Genomic DNA, 18489 nt, shown 5'->3' on the forward strand with positions numbered 1-18489 from the left:
GCGGCCCGGCGCGGCAGGTGTTACGTTTTTGGGGAGTAATGAGTACCGGTGTGAAGCCCTGACTGGCCGGTCGGCAACCCTCCCTTTCGCGGCGGGGTGCCTCAGGTGAATACTCGGCATATCGACCGATTCGAGCTGCAAGCGTGAAAGAAGGAGATCCGTCGTGTCTGACGCACCTGCCCCTGACGAAAAATTGTCCTACCGCCTGATTACGGGCCCGGACGACCGCGCATTCTGCGAGCGGATCTCGGCTGCGCTGGCGGAGGGCTATGTGCTGCACGGCAGCCCGGCGGCCACCTTCAACGGCACCAGCGTGATTGTGGCGCAGGCATTGGTCCTTCCGGCCGCGATCGCCTCGGCTGACGCAGCGGTAGCGTCTGCGGTGGACGAGCTGGACGCCGAGTTTGAGGGCGAGTTCGACGGCGAGGGCCACGCATGAGCTACGCAGGAGACCTCACGCCCCAGGAAGCCTGGGAGAAGCTGCAGCAGGGCGCCATCCTGGTAGACGTCCGGACCGAGGGCGAATGGGCCCACATCGGCATGCCGGACACCAGGGCCACGGACAACGACCCACTCTTCATCCAGTGGACCTTCCCTGGCGGCATCCCCAACCCGGACTTCCTGAAGGACCTCAGGGAGCAGGCGCCGGAGGACCCCTCCGCCGAACTGGTGTTCCTGTGCCGGTCGGGCCACCGTTCGGTTGCGGCTGCCACCGCCGCCACGCAGGCCGGCTTCACGTCCTACAACGTGCTGGAGGGCTTTGAAGGCGAACCGGACCGCTACGGCGAACGCACCGTCAATGGCTGGAAGAACCGTGGCCTGCCCACCAACCTCGGAAAGAACTAAGTGACTTTCAACCAAGACGCCCCCGGCTGGAACCCCGACACCCAGGCTGTCCGCGGCGGCCTGGACCGCACCAACTTCCAGGAAACGTCCGAGGCCGTCTTCCTGAACTCCGGCTTCGTCTACGAATCCGCCGCAGCGGCTGAACGCGCCTTCACCGGCGAAGACGAGCGCTTTGTGTACTCCCGCTACGGCAACCCGTCCGTGGCCACGTTCCAGGAGCGGCTCAGGCTGCTGGAAGGCACCGAAGCGTGCTTCGCGACGGCGTCGGGCATGTCCGCGGTGTTCACCGCGCTGGGTGCCTTGCTGGCTGCCGGCGACCGGGTGGTGGCCGCCCGTTCGCTGTTCGGTTCGTGCTTTGTGATCCTCAACGAGATCCTGCCGCGGTGGGGCGTGGAAACGGTCTTCGTGGATGGCCCGGACCTGGACCAGTGGCGCGAAGCCCTCTCGAAACCCACCGCCGCCGTCTTCTTCGAGTCCCCGTCCAACCCGATGCAGGAGATCGTGGACATCGCGGCGGTCAGCGAGCTGGCGCATGCCGCCGGAGCCAAGGTTGTGGCCGACAATGTCTTTGCCACTCCCCTGCTGCAGCGCTGCGGGGACTTGGGCGCGGACGTCATTGTCTACTCCGGCACCAAGCACATCGACGGGCAGGGCCGCGTGATGGGCGGGGCCATCCTGGGCACCAAGGAGTTCATTGACGGCCCCGTGAAGCAGCTGATGCGCCATACCGGGCCCGCACTTTCCGCCTTCAACGCCTGGGTCCTGACCAAGGGCCTGGAGACCATGAGCCTGCGCGTGCAGCATTCCTCAGCTACCGCGCTGCGGCTCGCGGAGTGGCTGGAGGAACAGCCTGCCGTGAGTTGGGTGAAGTATCCGCTGCTCAAGTCCCACCCGCAGTACGGGCTGGCCGCAAGGCAGATGAGTGCCGGCGGTACTGTCCTCACGCTTGAGCTCGCCCCCTCCGGTGGGCGCTCCGGCAAGGAAGCGGCGTTCGCACTGCTGGACGGGCTGCGTATCATCGACATCTCCAACAACCTGGGCGATTCCAAATCCCTGATCACGCACCCCGCCACCACCACGCACCGCGCCATGGGCCCGGAGGGGCGTGCCGCCATCGGCCTCACTGACGGTGTGGTGCGGCTTTCCGTGGGGCTTGAGGATGTTGACGACCTGATCCGCGACCTGGAACAGGCCCTGAAGCAGATCTAGGCGACGCGCTTCGTCATTTTCGAGGCGCAAATTCCCTGGCGCCCATGAAATACAGGCTGCGAAGAGGAATGTGCGCGTCGAGAATGGATTTGCGTCGAGAATGGATGTGCGCGTCGCCCGTCAGGACTGGCGGACCCGCAGTAATTCGGGCGTGGCCTCCACGTCCGCAAGATCCAGGGCATCCCTCATCGTCACGTGGACGGCCTGCCGGACCACGGCACCGAACCCCATGTCCTCCGGGGGCGGCCCGGCCAGGGCCTTGTCGCGGGCGCGGCGTTGTTCAGCGGCTCCTGTTCCGCGGGCGATGATGTCCTCCACACCCTGCCGTGCCAGCGCCAGTTCGCCCTGCTCGGCAAGGACTGGCGCCAGGTAATCCACCAGCGAGCGGACCACGTCGGCGGCCGGTGCGGGGCGGAAATTGCCGAAATCGAGGAGTTCACTGCTGAGTCCGGCGCTGCTGGCCTGCCAGGACGCCATCCGCAAGAGGACGGTGGGAACCGGCGCGGGATCCACGCCGTCGTGCCATTCCCTGCTGGCGGATTCGACCAGCGCCCGGACCAGCACGGCAATGAGCGCGGCGTCCTCGGCACGAAGGCACACATCCGCCACGCGGACCTCAACGGTGGGGTGGTTGCGCGAGAGCCGGGCATCGAAATACAGCATGCCTTCGTCGAGCATGACGCCGCTTTCCAGCAGCCGTGTGACCACCCGCCGGTAGGCAGCGTAGGTGCCGTAGATGCCTCCAGGCCCCGCCGTGGGCCACCGGTTCCAGGCCTGGGTGCGGTAGCTTTCGAACCCGGTGGGAACGCTGTTCCAGAAGGGCGAATTGGCGCTCAGCGCCGTGAGCACTGCCAGCTTGTCCCGGATCCGGTCCAGGACCGCCACGCCCTCTTCGGGCGATTCGATGAACGTGTGGACGTGGAAGCCGCAGGTCAGCTGTTCCTGGGCGGTGAGGCCAAAGCGTTCCAGCATCCTGGCGTAGCGCGGGTCCGGCGTCGTGTGGGTGGTGGACGCCAACGGCGAGGTGGCCAGCGCCGCCACCCTGGCACCATGCTTCCGGGCTGCCTGGTCCGCCAGGGCGCGGCCGGCGCGGATCTGTTCGAGCAGGCTCCCGTAGTCCAGGCAAGGCCGGGTCTGCGTCTCGATCTGCTCAAGCTTCAGCTCGGCACTCAAGCCCATCTCGTCGTCGTAATCCGCCTGCTTTCCGCCGTGGTGGACCTCGGGGTCTGCGGGAAGATCGTCGGCCGCTACGTGGTGGCCGGCCAGGAGGGCGTCGGCCAGGGCAAGGGGCTCCCCGGACTCCGGATCAACGATCAGGAGTTCTTCTTCCACGCCAAAAGTACGCATACCAACATTCTGCGATACATACCAGGCATTCAAAGGGGCACGGCGGTTCATGACGAACCGTGAATCCTAGTCCTGGAAGTACTCCACCTTGGCGCCGATGGTGTTCAGGCGCTCGGCCAGGTCTTCGTAGCCACGTTCGATCACGTAGATGTTCCGCAGTTCGGACACGCCCCGCGCAGCGAGCATGGCCAGCAGCAGGCACGCGGCCGGCCGGAGAGCAGGCGGGCAGCCGACCTCGGCGGCGCGCCACTTGGTGGGCCCGTTGACGTAGATCCTGTGCGGATCCAGGAGCTGAATCTGGGCACCAAGCCGGTTCAGCTCCGTCAGGTAAATCGCCCGGTTCTCGTACACCCAGTCATGGATCATGGTCTGGCCGTGGGCGTTGGCGGCGATGACCGCAAAGAAGGGCAGGTTGTCGATGTTCAGCCCGGGGAACGGCATGGGGTGGATCTTGTCCTCGGGGGCGCGCAGCTCCGAAGGCATGGTGGTCACGTCCACCAGCCGGGTGCGGCCGTTGCGGGCCATGTATTCACCCGAAATCTCCAGCTTCTGCCCCATCTGGCCCAGGGTGGCCAACTCGATTTCCATGAACTCGATGGGTACCCGGCGCACCGTGACCTCGGAGTTCGTGACGATGCCGGCGGTGATGAGGCTCATGGCCTCGATGGGGTCCTCGGAGGGGAAGTACTCTATCTCGGCGTCGATTTCGGGCATGCCGGTGATCTTCAGGGTTGTGGTGCCCACGCCCTCGATGGTGACGCCGAGCATCTGCAGGTAGAAGCACAGGTCCTGCACCATGTAGTTGGGGCTCGCGTTGCGGATCACTGTGGTTCCCGGCCGGTGCGCCGCAGCCATGATGGCGTTCTCAGTAACGGTGTCCCCGCGTTCGGTGAGGACGAAGGAGCGGTCGCGGGTGTCGGCAGGGGGAGCCTGGACGGTGTAGAAACCTGTGGTGGCCTCCACCGAAAGGCCGAACTGGCGCAATGCCTGCATGTGTGGCTCCACGGTGCGGGTGCCGAGGTCGCAGCCGCCGGCGTACGGCAGCTTGTACTCCCGCGACTCGTCCAGCAGGGGGCCAAGCAGCATGATGACGCTGCGGGTCCTGCGGGCCGCGTCAACATCCATCGCGTCCAGGTCCAGGACGGCCGGACGGCGCAGGCGGAGATCGGTGTCGTTGAGCCAGGTGCACTCGACGCCGATGCTGGTCAGTACTTCGACGATGCGGTTGACTTCCTCGATCCGGGCCAGCCGGCGGAGGATGGTGGTGCCGCGGTTGATCAGGCTGGCGCACAGCAGGGCGACGCCGGCGTTCTTGCTGCTGTTGACGTCCACGGCCCCGGACAGGGTGCGGCCGCCCTCCACCCGGAGGTGCGTCATCTGCGGCTTGCCGACGTTCACGATGCTGCGGTCGAAGATGGTTTCCAGCCGCTGGATCATCTTCAGGCTCAGGTTTTGCTTGCCCTGTTCCATCCGCGCAACGGCGCTCTGGCTGGTGCCGAGTTCGGCGGCCAGCTGGCCCTGGGTCCAGCCCTTCTCGCTCCGGGCGTCCCTCAACATGGCGGCAACGTGCTCAGCGGTCTCCTGCGTCATAACCAAAATATATCATAAATGAGTTATAGCGGCGCGGCGCCTGAGTCAGCCGGCACTTCTGGAAAGGCTTTACCCAGTACATGCGATAGAAATCACCACCGGGAGCGCTGCACCAACACTAGCTGCCCAGCCACACCATGTTCCACGTTCCGGCGGCCAGGGCCGCGAAAAGGGCAAGCCCGGCCACCATCACACCGCCGGCAACCACCCATACATCAAGCGGGCTGAACGTCGATTCACGCGCCCAGGTCCGTTTCCCGCCGCCGAAACCCCGGGCTTCCATTGTCACGGCCAGCCGGGACGCCCGGCGGATCGCCTGCACCAAAAGGCCGAAGCTCTGCCCCAGCGTCGCCTTGACCCGCTGGCCCAGGCTCCCGCGCGAGCCCACGCCGCGGGCCCGCCGCGCCATCCCGATGGTCTGCCACTCCTCCGCCATCAGCCCCACCAGCCGCATGGCGGCGAGCGTCCCCAGGACGAACCGGTGCGGCAGGCGCGCCTTCTGCGCCAGCGCATCGGCAAGGTCGGTCGGATCGGTGCAGCTCATCAGGAGCACCGCCGGAAGGGCGATGGCAAACCCGCGCAGCAGGAAGCCGATCCCCAGCTGCAGGGAACCCTCGCTCATGGTCCAGATGCCGACGTCGAGCAGGATCCTGCCGCTGTCCGGCGCCAGGATCGAGGTGCTCCAGCCGCCCACGGCAGCGGCGAGGATCATCGGCCAGCCGCGCTGCCACAGCAGGGACAGGGTGAGCCCGGCGAGGGGAAACAGCAGGAGCTCAAAAACCAGGGCCACGGACGCCGACACCCAGTCGATGGACAGCGCCAGGACCGCAGTGATGAGCAGGACGGCCGCGAATTTGCTCAGCGGATTGGCGCGGGCCAGGAGGGCATGGTTGCCGCTCAGGGTGAGTTCCTGCCTCATGGTGCCACCGCTTCCGCCGCAGCCATCCGCAGCTCCGCCCCGCCCAAGGCTTCGGTGAATTCGGCATCATGCGTCACGGAAACCACGGCAGTGCCGGCGTCCAGGAGCTCGGACAGGAACGAGGCCAGCTCGGCCCACGTGTTGGCGTCCTGCCCGAACGTGGGCTCGTCCAGGACCAGGACCTGCGGGCTGGCGGCCAGGACGGTGGCCACGGACAGGCGCCGCTTCTCCCCGCCGGAGAGCGTGTAGGGGTTGGCGTCCACCAGTTGGGTGAGCCGCAGCCGCTCCAGCAGTTCATCCACGCGGTCCTCGCCGTGGCCCAGGTGCCGGGGGCCGAACAGCAGCTCGTCAAGCACCTTGCCGGTCACGAACTGGTGCTCCGGCTCCTGGAACACCGTCCCCACGCGCGAAATCAGCTGCTCGGCCTTCCACTTGTACGGGTCGATGCCGGCACCGCGGCTGAGGTCCAGGGCGGCGGACACCTTTCCGGAGACTGGCTCCAGCAGCCCGGCCAGGGTCAGCGCGAACGTGGACTTACCGGCGCCGTTGGGACCCGTCACGGCGAGGGCCTGCCCGGCGCGGACCTGCGCGGCCAGGCCTTCCTGCACCGGTACGGGCGGGACCGTCCGGAAGCCTTTGCGGCGGGGCCGTTCGCGGGAGACTGCCAGCTGTTCGGCGGCCAGCAGCAGGTTTCCCGTGCCGGGGGCCGGGACAGCAGCGCGGGGCCGGGTGGGGGGCACGTAGCCGGGGACCCAGACACCGGCGGCGGCGAGCATGGCCCGCGCCTCCGTGAGCACCCGGTCCGGCGGCCCGTCCAGGAGCACGGCAGGATCAGTGGCGGAGCCCGGCTGCAGGACCACGATCCGGTCCACCAGGTCCTTCCACACCGAAACCCGGTGCTCCACCACCACCAGCGTGGCCCCGGTCTTGTCCAGGCAGCGCGCCACAGCATCGCGGACCTCCAGCACGCCGTCCGGGTCCAGGTTGGCGGTTGGCTCATCCAGCAGGATCAGGCCCGGGCGCATGGCCAGGATGCCGGCCAGCGCCAGGCGCTGCTTCTGCCCGCCGGACAGGGCCGACGTCGGGTGGTCCAGCGGGAGGTGGGACAGTCCGACGTCGGCAAGCGCCTCGTGCACCCGCGCCCAGATGGCGTCCCGCGGCACCGCAAGGTTCTCGGCGCCGAAGGCGACGTCGTCCCCTACGCGCGACAGGACCACCTGGGTCTCGGGGTCCTGCTGCATGAGTCCGGCACGCCCGCGCCGGGCGCGGGGCACGGCGCCGTCAACCAGCAGCGAACCCGACTCGGCGGCATCCCCAGCCTCGCCGCCGTCGTCGTTAATGTCCCCCAGCACCCCTGCGAGCGCATGCAGGAGCGTGGACTTCCCGGCGCCCGAGGGGCCGAGCAGGAGCACCCGCTCCCCGGGACTGATGTCCAGGTCAAGGGCGTGGACGGCAGGCTTGGCCCTGCCGGCGTGCCGCCAGCCCCAGCCTTGGGCCGTGACGGCGGCAGGGCGGACTGCCGCGTCCTGGGCGGGTGCCATTAGGAGACCGGTGCCATCAGGAGAAGACAGGCTCCGTGGCAGCCTTGCGCGAGGCGAAGGAGCTCAGCACGCCTGTACGCGCCAGCCCGCGGGTGGCCACCCAGGACAGGGCGCCGGCGATGATTGCGCCGGAGATGGTGGTGAGCACGATGTAGGCCAGCTTGTCCGCACCGGAGTAGGCGATGTTCCAGCCCCAGGGCGCGAAGGAGTCGTTCAGGCCGCAGAAGAAACCGGCAGCCGCTCCAGCGAGCAGGGAGACGGGCAGGTTGAACTTGCGGTAGACGAAGATGGCGAAGATGATTTCGGCGCCCAGGCCCTGGATGAAGCCGGAGAAGAGAACGGACGCGCCGTACTGGGAGCCCATGAGGAGTTCCCCGGTGGCAGCGACTGTTTCACAGAACAGCGCGGCGCCGGGCTTGCGGATGATCAGCATTCCCAGGACGCCGGGAATCATCCAGCCGCCGGCAATGATGCCGGTGAGGGGAGGGTAGGCCGCGGTCATGGGGGCAGACAGTGCGGCGGCCGCCTGGTCCCACGCCCAGAAAATAACGCCGCCGGCGATGGCCACCAGCGCAGCCACGACGATGTCCACGACGCGCCAGGACTTGCTGGTGGTCTTCTTGATTGATGCAGTGCTCATGTGATCCTCCTGGGAAACAGGAGGGGAAAGTGGACCCGGCTGACGGCCTGTAGCCGTGCAGCCGCGGCACTTTGAGAACTCGACTCCCTTGCGCCGGTACTAACCGGATCAGGTTCGAGGGTCTGCGGCTGTCCGCACTCTCAGCGCCCACCTGCGGTACCCGGCGTGTGCCAGATGCCCGACGGCGGCGCTCCCCTGTCGTTCGTAGTGTTGCTTTTCGTTGGGTAAGGCTTTTGATTGCCCTTCCGGGCGTGGTCAAGTTTACACCGGGCGGGGGTAGATTGAAGGCCATGAGCGCCATTCCACCGGATGTGACCGGGTTCGATCCTGATTCCGCCGACGCCCAGCCGGAGGGCTCCCTGGAGGCGTTGATCGGCCGCGTCGAGGCGGAGGTCCGGGAGCTCCATTTCCCCGGGTTTTCGGCGGATGACGCGCTGAACCTGGGCCTGCTTCTGGTGGAACTGGGCAAGGAGCGGTCCCTTCCCATCGCCATCGACATCACCAAGGGCGAGCAGGTCCTGTTCCACGTCGCACTGCCGGGCGCCACCCCGGACAACGGGCACTGGATCCGGGCCAAGCAGCGCACTGCCGCCCGGTATGAAGTGCCGTCCCTTTTGGTGGGGCTGCGCGGCCGGCTGGGCGGCGGCCGGATTGAGGACAACGCCTGGTTCGACCAGTCCCGGTACGCAGCCCATGGAGGCGCATTTCCCATCTACGTCACCGGCGTAGGAGCGGTGGCCACGGTCACCGTCTCCGGATTGCCGCAGCTGCAGGACCATGACCTGGTGGTGGAGGCGCTGCGCGACATCCTGGGGTCGGCACTGTCCGACTGAACGCTGAAGGACCAGCAAAACCCCCTATATGGAAAGCCTGCTTAGCTTTCCATTAGTAATCATGCTTACTATATTGTCCCCCGGGTTTCGAGGAGGACAGGGCATGGCAGTCACCATGGGCGGTCCCGCGTTCGTTCCCACCAGCGGCAGACCAAGGAGCACCATGAGAATCCCGGAAAGCAGAGGTCCCCTCAGCAGCGCCCTCTTCGCGGTCCTTGCGCAGGCTCCGGATGGCGCCGGGACGGAACTGGACGGACTGCACCGCTTGGCGGCGGCGCAGGTGGCCGGCACCGGTGACATCATTGGCGACGAGGACATCCAGCTGACCCTCTTCTGCCTCTACGAACTCCACTACTCCGGCCTGGACGGCGTCTCCGACGATTGGGAGTGGGAGCCGGCCTTGATCAGGGTCCGGCAACTGATCGAGAGACCGTTCGAAGCAGCCCTCCGCACCGCCGCACAGCAGGCTGCCGGGGACGTCGAACTACCCACCGGTGTTGCCATGACCAGCGATCAGGTAGCGGACGTCCTGTTCGGCCTCGCCGCCACGGACACCGGTCCCAGCGTCTCCCGCTACGTTGCCAGGAAGGCAACCCTGGAACAGCTCCGGGAGTTCCTGATCCACAAATCCGTGTACCAGCTGAAGGAAGCCGACCCGCACACGTGGGCCATCCCGCGCCTTAGCGGCCGGCCCAAAGCGGCGCTGGTGGAAATCCAGGCGGACGAGTACGGCGGCGGCCGCCCGGACCGGATGCACAGCGCCCTGTTCGCCAGGACCATGCGCGGCCTGGGCCTCGACGACAGCTACGGCGCCTACCTCGATGCCGTCCCCGCCGTCTCCCTCGCATCGGTAAACCTCATGTCACTCTGCGGACTGAACCGGCGGCTCCGCGGTGCCATCACCGGCCACCTGGCAATCTACGAAATGACCTCCTCCCAGCCCAACCGGTTCTACGGCAACGGATTCCGCCGGCACGGATTCGGTACGGACGTCACCCACTACTTCGACGAGCACGTGGAGGCCGACGCCGTCCACGAGCAGATCGCGGGGCGTGACCTCGCCGGCGGCCTCGTCGAAGCCGAGCCGGAACTCCTCGCGGACGTCCTGTTCGGGGCGACCGCCGTCATGGCCATCGACAACCGCCTTTCCGCCCACTTGATGACGTCGTGGGAAGCAGGGACATCATCGCTGCGGGCGGCCGTACCGGCGGCAGCATGACGGGCGGACCTCCGGCAGGGCAGGGGCCGCACCCCTCCGCAACCTCCTGCGCGGAGTACATCCTTCCCCTGCGCTGGACCAGGGATTCCGGACTGGCCGAACTTTCGGACTATCTCCGGCGCCTGGTGGAATGGATGCCCGTCACCGTGGTGGATGGTTCCGACGCCAGCCTCTTCGAACGCCACCGCGCTGCGTTCCCGGCAGCGGTGCGCCACCTCCGGCCGGACCCCGATGTTTCCCCGGACCGCACTTCCCCGGACCACCTGGGCGGCGGGGGCGCCGGGGGCGGCGCCAACAACGGAAAGGTGGCCGGGGTGATGACCGGCGTGCGCTCCTCCAGCGCAGAATTTCTTGTCATTGCCGACGACGACGTCCGCTACACGCGCGAGGCCCTCGCCGCCGTCGTCCATCACCTGGCGTCGGCAGACGTGGTCCGGCCGCAGAACTACTTCGATCCCCGCCCCTGGCACGCACAGTGGGACACGGCCAGGACGCTGCTCAACCGTGCCTGGTCCACCGACTACCCCGGCACGCTGGGAGTCCGCCGCAGCACCCTTCTGGCCACGGACGGCTACGCGGGTGTCCTGTTCGAAAACCTGGAGCTCATCCGGACCGTCAAGGCCGCCGGCGGAAGGGAACGGACCCTTCCCGGCCTGTTCGTTGCCCGCAGGCCGCCTACTGCCCGGCACTTCCTGCGCCAACGGGTGCGGCAGGCCTACGACGATTTTGCCCAGCCACGGCGGCTTGCCGCGGAACTTGCCCTGCTCCCGGCAGTCACCGGCGCCGCGTTCCTTCCCGCCAGGGCGCGGCGGACTGCACTCCTGGGGCTTGCCGGAGCGGCCGTCACCTGCGCGGAAATTGGACGACGCCGGCATAACGGGACCGCCGTTTTTCCCGCCTCGGCAGCCTGGTTCGCGCCGCTGTGGGCACTTGAGCGGGCCGTCTGCGTCTGGCTGGCAGCCGCCTTCAGGATGGCCGGCGGCATCCCCTACGCCGGCAGCAGGATCAGGACGGCGGCCCATTCGGAGGCTGAACTCCGGCAGCGCCATGGCGGAAAACTCAACCGGGCACCGCACACCAAGGAAACAACGATGAAAGCGGTACAGGCATGAAACCCGGAGAGCATGGAACAGAACCCCACGGGGACCAGGATGCAGCCGCCAGCTCCATTGTGGTCTGCCCGGACGGGCCGCTGATAGTCAGGGGCGAGTTTGAAATCGTCACCCCGTCCGGGGACGGTGTGCCGCGTGACCGCAAGACCGTTGCCTTGTGCCGCTGCGGGGCATCGGCCATCAAGCCCTACTGCGACGGCACCCACAAGATGATCAAGTTCCGCACCGAGCCGCCCGCCGGCTAGTCCAACAAGCCGCCTGCAGCACGCCACGCCCTTGCCCGTTCCGGAACAGGCGTACGGCTAGGCTGGAGGCAGTCCGTTTTCCGCCCGCAAGGAGTAATACGAATGAACCTTTTCATCAAGCTGCTCGGGACCGGGGTGAGCCTCGGCGCAGGCCTCGTCGGCACCAAGCTCGTCAACACCATCTGGGAAAAGACCACCGGGCAGAAGGCCCCCACCGGCAAGAACGAGGATGTCCCCACCAGCCTGCGTTCGGCGTTGACCTTCGCCCTGATCTCGGCGTCAGTCAGTGCCATCATCCAGGTCCTGGCCAACCGCGGCACCCAGCGTGCCATCACCCGGTTCGCCAAGACGCAGGACATCGTCTAGCTTTCAGCTGTGCCCGCCGTCGTCGGGGCTGTCCTTCCGGGCAGCCTCGGCGGCGGCTTTTTGCACCACAGCCTCCAGCTCGTCGGCCGTGAGCAGCTCACGGTGCAGGTGCTTGGTGCGGTACCCCGCCCGGCCCACCATGTGGGCCGACACCGGTACCGTGAGCAGCTGGAAGATCCAGGCCACGGCCAGGACCGGCCACACCCACCACGTCCGCATCTGCAGCCCGATGGCTGCCAGCAGCAGGAACAGGCCCAGGACCTGCGGCTTGGTGGCCGCGTGCATGCGGCTCAGCAGGTCCGGGAAGCGGAGCAGGCCAACTGCGGCGCCGAGGGACATGAGCGCACCCACCACCATGAACACGGCGGAGACGGCGTCGATCCAGCCGTCGGGACCCGTAAAGTCAGGATTCATCAGGCTTCACCCTTCGGTCCGCCACAAAACGGGCCACGGTCACGGATCCGATGAAACCGATGATGGAAATGGCCACCACCAGCATGAGGTTGTTCAGGTGCCGGTTCACGGCCATGTCGATGCACAGGGCCCCGGCAAGGATGGCCAGCAGCACATCGGCCGCCAGCACCCGGTCCAGCAGCGAGGGGCCGCGGGAAATCCGCAGGATGGCACCTGCCGCAGCCAGCGAGAAGATGACGGCTGTGACTGCCAGGACAACGTGCATCATGCGGCGGCCTCCCTTCGGACGGCTTCGAGTTCCTCCGGGCTGCCCATGATGCGGATCAGGCCGGCCTCGATGGACCGCACTTCGTTCCGCAGGCCCTCCACATCCTGCTTGGAGGTGATGTTGAGCGCGTGCAGGTACAGGGTGGACGTGGAGCGGTCCACCTCCACCACCAGGGATCCCGGGATCAGGGAGATCACGTGGCCGGTGGCGGTGACGATCAGGTCCTGGTGGCTGCGCAGCCCCACGGCGACGACGGCGTTGGTCACCTTGGGGCCGCGGACCGTGGCCAGGTACAGGACCTGGGCGCTGGCCACCACCACTTTGCCGACGAAGGCCAGCGCGAAGGGCACGGCGTAGAGAAGGTTGAAGCGGCCGCTGAGCTCTACCGGCGGAAGGTAGAAGAGCCGGGCCACGCCCACTGCCAGCAGGGCACCGAACAGGAGGTTTCCGGGGCTGAAATCCTGCCAGAGGGCGCCCCAGACAACCACCAGCCAAACCAGGAGAGGCAGCTCCTGGCGCAGGGAAATGCGTTTGCGGCTCATCGCACTCCTCCCACGGCGGATGTCGCCGGGATGGGGACGTCACTGCCCAGCACAGACTGGATATACGGGGTCCGGTCCAGCATGTCCCGCGCGGCCCGGTCCGAAAGCCCGAACAGGGGCCCGGCAAAGACGGTCAGGGCAACGCCCAGCGCCACCAGGCCCAGGGTCGAGCCCACCATGGTGCGCGGCAGGAGCGTCACGGTGTTGAGCTTCGCCCCCGGCCCGGAAACCCTGGCCGGGCTGGCAAGGAGCACCGGATCCGGATGTTCGGCATCGGTGGGCCGGCGCCAGAACGCGCGGTTCCACACCCTGGCGATGGCCAGCAGCGTCAGGAGGCTGGTGACCACGCCGCCGATCACCAGCGCATAGGCCAGCGGGGTGCCCAGCTCGATGCCCGCCTGCATCAGTCCCACCTTGCCCAGGAACCCGGAGAACGGCGGGATGCCGGCGAGGTTCATGCCGGGGACAAAGAACAGCAGCGCCAGCACGGGCGACAGTTTGGCGAGCCCGCCCAGCCGGTCCACGGAGGAGCTGCCGCCGCGCCGTTCAATCAGGCCGGTGACCAGGAAGAGGCTGGTCTGGATGGTGATGTGGTGCGCCACGTAGAACACCGCCGCCGCCAGCCCGGCCGCGGAGGACATGGCCAGCCCGAACACCATGTAGCCGATGTGGCTGACCAGGGTGAACGAGAGGAGCCGCTTGATGTCGCTTTGGGCCAGGGCGCCAAGGATGCCCACCACCATGGTCAGCAGCGCGGCCACCATCAAGGGCGTGTTCAGCGTGTCCCCGGGGAAGAGCAGGGTCTCGGTCCGGACCATGGCGTAGACACCCACCTTGGTCAGCAACCCGGCGAACACGGCCGTGACCGGGGCGGGTGCGGTGGGGTAGGAGTCGGGGAGCCAGAAGGACAGGGGGAAGACGGCCGCCTTGATGCCGAACGCCACCAGCAGCATGACGTGCAGCAGGGTCTTGGTGCCCTGGTCCAGTTCGCCGAGCTTGATGGCCAGGTCAGCCATGTTGACCGTTCCGGTGGCCCCGTAGACCATGGCGATGGAGATCAGGAACAGCACCGAGGACACCACGGACACCACCACGTAGGTGACGCCCGCCCGGATGCGCGGCCCGGTGCCGCCCAGGGTCATCAGCACGTAGCTCGCTGTCAGCAGGATCTCGAAGCCGACGTAAAGGTTGAACAGGTCCCCGGACAGGAACGCGTTGGACACGCCCGCCACCAGGATCAGGTAGGTGGGGTGGAAGATCGAGACCGGGGCGTCATGGTCGCCGTCGGCCATGCCCTGCCCCGTCGCGTAGACCAGCACGGCCAGGCTCACCGCGGAGGAGACTACCAGCATCAGCGAGGAGAACTGGTCCACCACCATCACGATCCCCCACGGCGGCAGCCAGCCGCCGATGGTCACCGCAGCCGTTCCGCCGTTCCACGCCGATGCCAGCAGGAGGCATTCGAGCGCAAGGGTCAACGAGAGCAGGGCGATGCTCACCGCGCGCTGGGCCCGGGTATGCCTGATCAGCAGGAAGGTCAGGGCAGCGCCCAGAATGGGAAGTACGACGGCGAGCGGGGCAAAGCTTGCGATGTTCACTTTCCGCCTCCTTCCGGGCTGGGGTCAATGGTGAGTGAACCGGGCTTTTCCTCCGCGGCAGCATGTTCGACGGGCATCTCCCGGCCGCCTGCCACGAGCGTGGACACCCGCTGCTCCGTTTCCCGGCCGGCATCCCCGCCGGAAGCTGCATGGTTTGAAACGTCCCGGCCGTCCGATCCCAGCATGGTGAGCGGGAATTCGGAGGTTTCCGCCGGGACTTCGGCGTCGTCCTCCGCGTCGAAGCTCGGCGTTGCCGCCACGCGGCGGTCTTCCAGGTCGTCCTGGATGTCGTCCTGCCGTGCCAGCACCCAGGTGCGGTAGATGATGCCGAGCATGAACGCCGTGACAGCGAAGGAAATAACGATCGAGGTCAGGATCAGGGCCTGCGGGAGCGGATCGTTGTAGTCCTGGGCCGGCGTGTCCTTTGCGAACAGCGGAGCAAGGCCTGCGTATCCCCCGGTAGCCAGGATCAGGAGGTTGGTGGCATTGGCCAGGAGCATCAGCCCCAGCAGCACCCGGGTGAGGCTGCGTTCCAGGATCAGGTAGATGCCGCAGGCATACAGGGCGCCCATGACGATCAGCAGGGTCAGGTTGACGCTCATGCATGGCCCTTCGCGGTGGTCTCGGCAGGCACGGTCTCGGCGGGCACGCTGCCGCGCTCCAGCGGCGGTTCCAGGTCCCCTTCAGCTTCCAGTTCCCCTTCAGCTTCCAGGTCCCGTTCAGCTTCCAGGTCCGGCTGCCCGGGACGGTCCCCGTCCGGCTCGTCCGGGTGTGCGGCTGCCGACCTCTCCTCCATGTGCTCATCAATCTCGGCACCAAGGCTTCGCAGCACGTCAAGCACCAGGCCCACCACCACGATGTACACGCCGATATCGAAGATCGTGGAGGTGACGAATTTGATGTCACCGAATACGGGCAGCCACACCTGGATGATGGCGGACTGGAACACCTGGCCGCCCAGCAGCAGGGGCATCGCCCCGGACACCGCAGCCAGGGCCAGGCCCGTGCCCAGCAGTGCGCCGGCGCTCAGCGGCGCAGCCTCCCGCAGCTCGAACCGTCCGCCTGCCAGGTAGCGGATGGTCAATGCCAGCCCGGCGGTAAGGCCCCCGGCGAAACCGCCGCCCGGCAGGTTGTGCCCGGCCAGCAGCAGGTAGAGCGAGAAGATGATCATCGAGTGGAAGATCAGCCGGGTGACCACCTCGAAGATAATGGAGCGCCGCTCGGGAGCGAGCGTCCGGCCCGCCACGATCCAGGGATCACGGGCAGCGGCGGCGAACCTGCGGCTGATGGCCAGGGCCGCGCCGTCGCGGGAGCCGGGGTCCACGCCGTGACGCCGGCCTACGGTGCCTTCGGCGACCGAGGCGGAGCGCCGCAGGCGGTCGCCGCGGCCGCGGACGAAGATCAGGCTGGCGACGCCGGTGGCGGCGAGCGCCAGGACGCTGATCTCACCGAAGGTGTCCCAGGCGCGGATGTCCACCAGGGTCACGTTGACCACGTTGAGGCCGCCGCCGCCCTCGTAGGCAAGCTGCGGGAATTGCAGTGATACCGGAATGGCGGTCCGCGCGCCCATCGCGAAAATGGCCGCGAACACCATGGTCACGCCGAACCCCGCACCGATGATGACGCGCACCACCCGGTATTTTCCGCCCGTGCGGTCCCGCAGTTCGGGCGGCAGGCTGCGCATGGCCAGGACGAACGCCACCAGGATGATGGTTTCCACCAGCATCTGGGTCAGGGCAAGGTCCGGAGCGCCCTGCAGGGCGAACACCAGCGCGATGCCGTAGCCGGTCACGGACACCATCAACACAGCGAGGAAGCGCTTGTTCGCCTTGACCGCGGCCAGGGCGCCGATCACAATGCCCACCCCCGCCACGAGCTGCAGCGGCGAGTTAGGGTCCACGAGGTAGATGTCCTGGGGCAGGGCGTTTCCGCCCAGGAGGATGGCCGTGAGCGGCAGGACGAACGCCACGCTGAGGATTACCGCGAGGTAGTAGTACAGCGAGCCGCGCTGCGTCCGGCCGGTGATCCAGACCGCCACGTCGTCCAGGGCGCCGATGGTCAGCTGGTAGGCACGGTCGCCATCCACCCAGGCCGGGACCAGGGACTGGACCCGGGCCACCGCATTGCGGCCAGCGTACATGGCCGCGCCCAGCACGAAGGTGACGGCCGTCAGCCCAAGCGCCGGGGTCAGCCCGTGCCACAACGCAAGGTGGCCCGCCTGCGCGGCCGGAGTGCCGGCGTCGGGCGCTGTGGAAGCGAACAACGCCGCGTACGGCTGGATCCATGCGTCCACCGGCACCGGCCAGAGCCCGTAGGCGATGGTCAGGACGGTGAGGACTGCCGGGGCGGCGAGGAAGGAGGGCCTGACCGCTTTGAAGGGGGTGGGCTCCACGCCGGGTTTGGCCGCGAACGCACCCCACATGAAGCGGGCGCTGTAGGCGAAGGTGAGGATTGACCCCACCACCAGCCCAACCAGGACCACCATGCCCCAGGGACCGGAGTGCGGGTCAACAGCGTGGTGCACGAACGCTTCCAGCACCGATTCCTTGGCGACGAAGCCGGCCAGCAGCGGAACCCCCGCCATCGACGCGGCGCCGATGCCGGCCACGATGCCCAGCGCACGCGAGGAACGGAAGACGCCGGACAGTTTGCGGACGTCACGGGTGCCCGACTGGTGGTCGATGATGCCTACCACCAGGAAGAGCGTGGCCTTGAACAGGCCGTGGGCCAGCAGCATGGCAAGGCCTGCCAGCGCGGCGTCGGGCGTGCCCAGTCCCACCGCCATGGTGAGGAAGCCGAGCTGGCTGACGGTGCCGTAGGCGAGGATCAGCTTGATGTCGGTCTGGCGCAGTGCGCGGTAGCCGCCCACGAGCATGGTGGCCAGGCCCAGCCCCAGGACCACGGGCTGCCAGTACGCCGTCTCCGAGAATCCCGGGGCGAGCCGCGCCACCAGGTAGATGCCTGCCTTCACCATCGCGGCAGCATGCAGGTAGGCGCTGACGGGGGTGGGAGCGGCCATGGCACCGGGGAGCCAGAAGTGGAACGGGACCAGGGCTGACTTGGTGATGGCACCCACCAGGATGAGTACGACGGCGGCGCCCACCACGGCGCCGGACGTCCCGGACACCAGCGCGGGAGCCTGCTCCAGGATGCTGGAGATACGGTACGTGCCGGCCGTGTAGCCCAGCATGATCAGGCCCACCAGCATGGCCAGGCCGCCGGCGGTGGTGACCATCAGTGCCTGGAGCGCGGAACGGCGGGCGGCAAGGCGGGTCCGGGCAAAGCCGATCAGCAGGTAGGACAGGATGGTGGTCAGTTCCCAGAAGACGAACAGCAGCAGCAGGTCATCCGCCGTGACCAGCCCGAACATGGCCCCGGCGAAGGCCAGCAGCTGGGCGCCGAACGGGCCGAGGTCTTCGTCTTGACTTTTGAAGTATCGGGCACAGTAGACCAGCACCAGGGCGCCGACGCCGAGCACCAGCAGGGACATCAGCCAGGCGAGCGCGTCCATGCGGAAAGCGAATTCGAGATGGAGGCTGGGGATCCAGTCGAAGACCTCTGTGACGGCGCCGGACCCTGAATAAATGGGATTGTGCTGGAACATCAGCCAGCCGAAGGAAACAGCCGGAACCGCGGCCAGCGCGTAAAAGGCGTTGCGGCCCCACAGCCTGAAGAGGGAGGGCGCGAGGACAGCCACCGAAAAGTGCACGGCAAGGACTGTGATCACTGTATTCTCCGCAACGTCAGGAATTCGATTGTCAAAAGTTGGAGCAGGCGGCAAAAAGTAAGGTTCGGGAGGG

General features: G+C 67.4%; 19 protein-coding genes and 2 riboswitches. Of the genes, 8 read left to right on the forward strand and 11 right to left on the reverse strand.

The window, feature by feature from the left end; all coding sequences use genetic code 11:
- Positions 1-34 precede the first annotated feature (34 nt).
- A riboswitch (SAM riboswitch) is annotated at positions 35-150 on the forward strand.
- A 13-nt stretch (positions 151-163) separates the two neighbouring features.
- Genes Q9R31_RS10655 through Q9R31_RS10665 form a run of 3 tightly spaced genes read left to right on the forward strand, consistent with a single transcriptional unit; the run spans position 164 to position 2055 of the window.
- Entirely contained in the window at positions 164-439 is a 276-nt protein-coding gene (locus Q9R31_RS10655; protein ID WP_311262699.1) for a DUF1737 domain-containing protein, read from the forward strand.
- Positions 436-846, forward strand: coding sequence for a rhodanese-like domain-containing protein (locus tag Q9R31_RS10660; protein ID WP_311262700.1), 411 nt, complete (start codon positions 436-438; stop codon positions 844-846). The genes Q9R31_RS10655 and Q9R31_RS10660 overlap by 4 nt, the downstream gene beginning before the upstream one ends.
- The gene (locus Q9R31_RS10665; protein ID WP_311262701.1) at positions 847-2055 is read left to right on the forward strand and encodes an O-succinylhomoserine sulfhydrylase; all 1209 of its coding nucleotides are present in this window, start codon (positions 847-849) and stop codon (positions 2053-2055) included. It abuts the gene before it with no gap.
- Between the two features lie 120 nt (positions 2056-2175).
- Here the strand turns inward: Q9R31_RS10665 and Q9R31_RS10670 are convergent, their stop codons facing one another.
- From Q9R31_RS10670 to Q9R31_RS10690, 5 genes are all read right to left on the reverse strand, one after another.
- Positions 2176-3402: a glutamate--cysteine ligase gene (locus Q9R31_RS10670; protein WP_311262702.1), complete on the reverse strand. Its 1227-nt coding sequence runs from the start codon at positions 3400-3402 to the stop codon at positions 2176-2178.
- A gap of 66 nt (positions 3403-3468) precedes the next feature.
- The gene (locus Q9R31_RS10675; RefSeq protein ID WP_311262703.1) at positions 3469-4992 is read right to left on the reverse strand and encodes a UDP-N-acetylglucosamine 1-carboxyvinyltransferase; all 1524 of its coding nucleotides are present in this window, start codon (positions 4990-4992) and stop codon (positions 3469-3471) included.
- A 118-nt stretch (positions 4993-5110) separates the two neighbouring features.
- Complete coding sequence (locus tag Q9R31_RS10680; protein WP_311262704.1) at positions 5111-5911, reverse strand: energy-coupling factor transporter transmembrane component T; 801 nt, start codon at positions 5909-5911, stop codon at positions 5111-5113.
- A complete protein-coding gene (locus Q9R31_RS10685) occupies positions 5908-7452 on the reverse strand; it encodes an ATP-binding cassette domain-containing protein (RefSeq protein WP_311262705.1) in 1545 nt (514 codons plus the stop codon). The genes Q9R31_RS10680 and Q9R31_RS10685 overlap by 4 nt, the downstream gene beginning before the upstream one ends.
- Positions 7453-7468: 16 nt before the next feature.
- On the reverse strand, positions 7469-8092 hold the full coding sequence (locus Q9R31_RS10690; RefSeq protein WP_311262706.1) for an ECF transporter S component: 624 nt from the start codon (positions 8090-8092) through the stop codon (positions 7469-7471).
- Positions 8093-8159: 67 nt separating this feature from the next.
- Positions 8160-8299, reverse strand: a riboswitch (TPP riboswitch).
- 83 nt (positions 8300-8382) lie between these two features.
- On the opposite strand from Q9R31_RS10690, the gene Q9R31_RS10695 reads away from it, so the two are divergent.
- The 5 genes from Q9R31_RS10695 to Q9R31_RS10715 all read left to right on the forward strand — a co-directional run bounded on the left by Q9R31_RS10695 (position 8383) and on the right by Q9R31_RS10715 (position 11867).
- Complete coding sequence (locus Q9R31_RS10695) at positions 8383-8925, forward strand: heme-degrading domain-containing protein (protein ID WP_311262707.1); 543 nt, start codon at positions 8383-8385, stop codon at positions 8923-8925.
- Between the two features lie 163 nt (positions 8926-9088).
- Complete coding sequence (locus tag Q9R31_RS10700; protein WP_311262708.1) at positions 9089-10144, forward strand: iron-containing redox enzyme family protein; 1056 nt, start codon at positions 9089-9091, stop codon at positions 10142-10144.
- Positions 10093-11256 (forward strand): glycosyltransferase family 2 protein, encoded by a 1164-nt coding sequence (locus tag Q9R31_RS10705; RefSeq protein WP_311262709.1) that lies wholly within the window; start codon positions 10093-10095, stop codon positions 11254-11256. The genes Q9R31_RS10700 and Q9R31_RS10705 overlap by 52 nt, the downstream gene beginning before the upstream one ends.
- On the forward strand, positions 11253-11501 hold the full coding sequence (locus Q9R31_RS10710) for a CDGSH iron-sulfur domain-containing protein (protein WP_311262710.1): 249 nt from the start codon (positions 11253-11255) through the stop codon (positions 11499-11501). The genes Q9R31_RS10705 and Q9R31_RS10710 overlap by 4 nt, the downstream gene beginning before the upstream one ends.
- Positions 11502-11603: 102 nt before the next feature.
- Complete coding sequence (locus Q9R31_RS10715) at positions 11604-11867, forward strand: DUF4235 domain-containing protein (protein ID WP_142118189.1); 264 nt, start codon at positions 11604-11606, stop codon at positions 11865-11867.
- 3 nt (positions 11868-11870) lie between these two features.
- On the opposite strand, the gene mnhG is transcribed toward Q9R31_RS10715, so the two are convergent.
- Genes mnhG through Q9R31_RS10745 form a run of 6 tightly spaced genes read right to left on the reverse strand, consistent with a single transcriptional unit; the run spans position 11871 to position 18416 of the window.
- Positions 11871-12281, reverse strand: coding sequence for a monovalent cation/H(+) antiporter subunit G (mnhG, locus tag Q9R31_RS10720; protein WP_311262711.1), 411 nt, complete (start codon positions 12279-12281; stop codon positions 11871-11873).
- Positions 12271-12549: a monovalent cation/H+ antiporter complex subunit F gene (locus Q9R31_RS10725; protein ID WP_142118193.1), complete on the reverse strand. Its 279-nt coding sequence runs from the start codon at positions 12547-12549 to the stop codon at positions 12271-12273. Before Q9R31_RS10725 ends, mnhG begins: the two co-directional genes overlap by 11 nt.
- On the reverse strand, positions 12546-13091 hold the full coding sequence (locus tag Q9R31_RS10730; protein ID WP_311262712.1) for a Na+/H+ antiporter subunit E: 546 nt from the start codon (positions 13089-13091) through the stop codon (positions 12546-12548). The genes Q9R31_RS10725 and Q9R31_RS10730 overlap by 4 nt, the downstream gene beginning before the upstream one ends.
- On the reverse strand, positions 13088-14689 hold the full coding sequence (locus Q9R31_RS10735) for a Na+/H+ antiporter subunit D (protein WP_311262713.1): 1602 nt from the start codon (positions 14687-14689) through the stop codon (positions 13088-13090). The genes Q9R31_RS10730 and Q9R31_RS10735 overlap by 4 nt, the downstream gene beginning before the upstream one ends.
- The gene (locus Q9R31_RS10740) at positions 14686-15291 is read right to left on the reverse strand and encodes a Na(+)/H(+) antiporter subunit C (RefSeq protein WP_311262714.1); all 606 of its coding nucleotides are present in this window, start codon (positions 15289-15291) and stop codon (positions 14686-14688) included. The genes Q9R31_RS10735 and Q9R31_RS10740 overlap by 4 nt, the downstream gene beginning before the upstream one ends.
- Positions 15288-18416 carry a Na+/H+ antiporter subunit A gene (locus tag Q9R31_RS10745; protein WP_311262715.1) on the reverse strand — a complete coding sequence of 1043 codons (3129 nt, stop codon included), beginning with the start codon at positions 18414-18416 and terminating at the stop codon, positions 15288-15290. Before Q9R31_RS10745 ends, Q9R31_RS10740 begins: the two co-directional genes overlap by 4 nt.
- Positions 18417-18489 lie beyond the last annotated feature (73 nt).

The sequence above is a fragment of the Pseudarthrobacter sp. BRE9 genome (genome assembly GCF_031844305.1).
Lineage (GTDB): Bacteria > Actinomycetota > Actinomycetes > Actinomycetales > Micrococcaceae > Arthrobacter.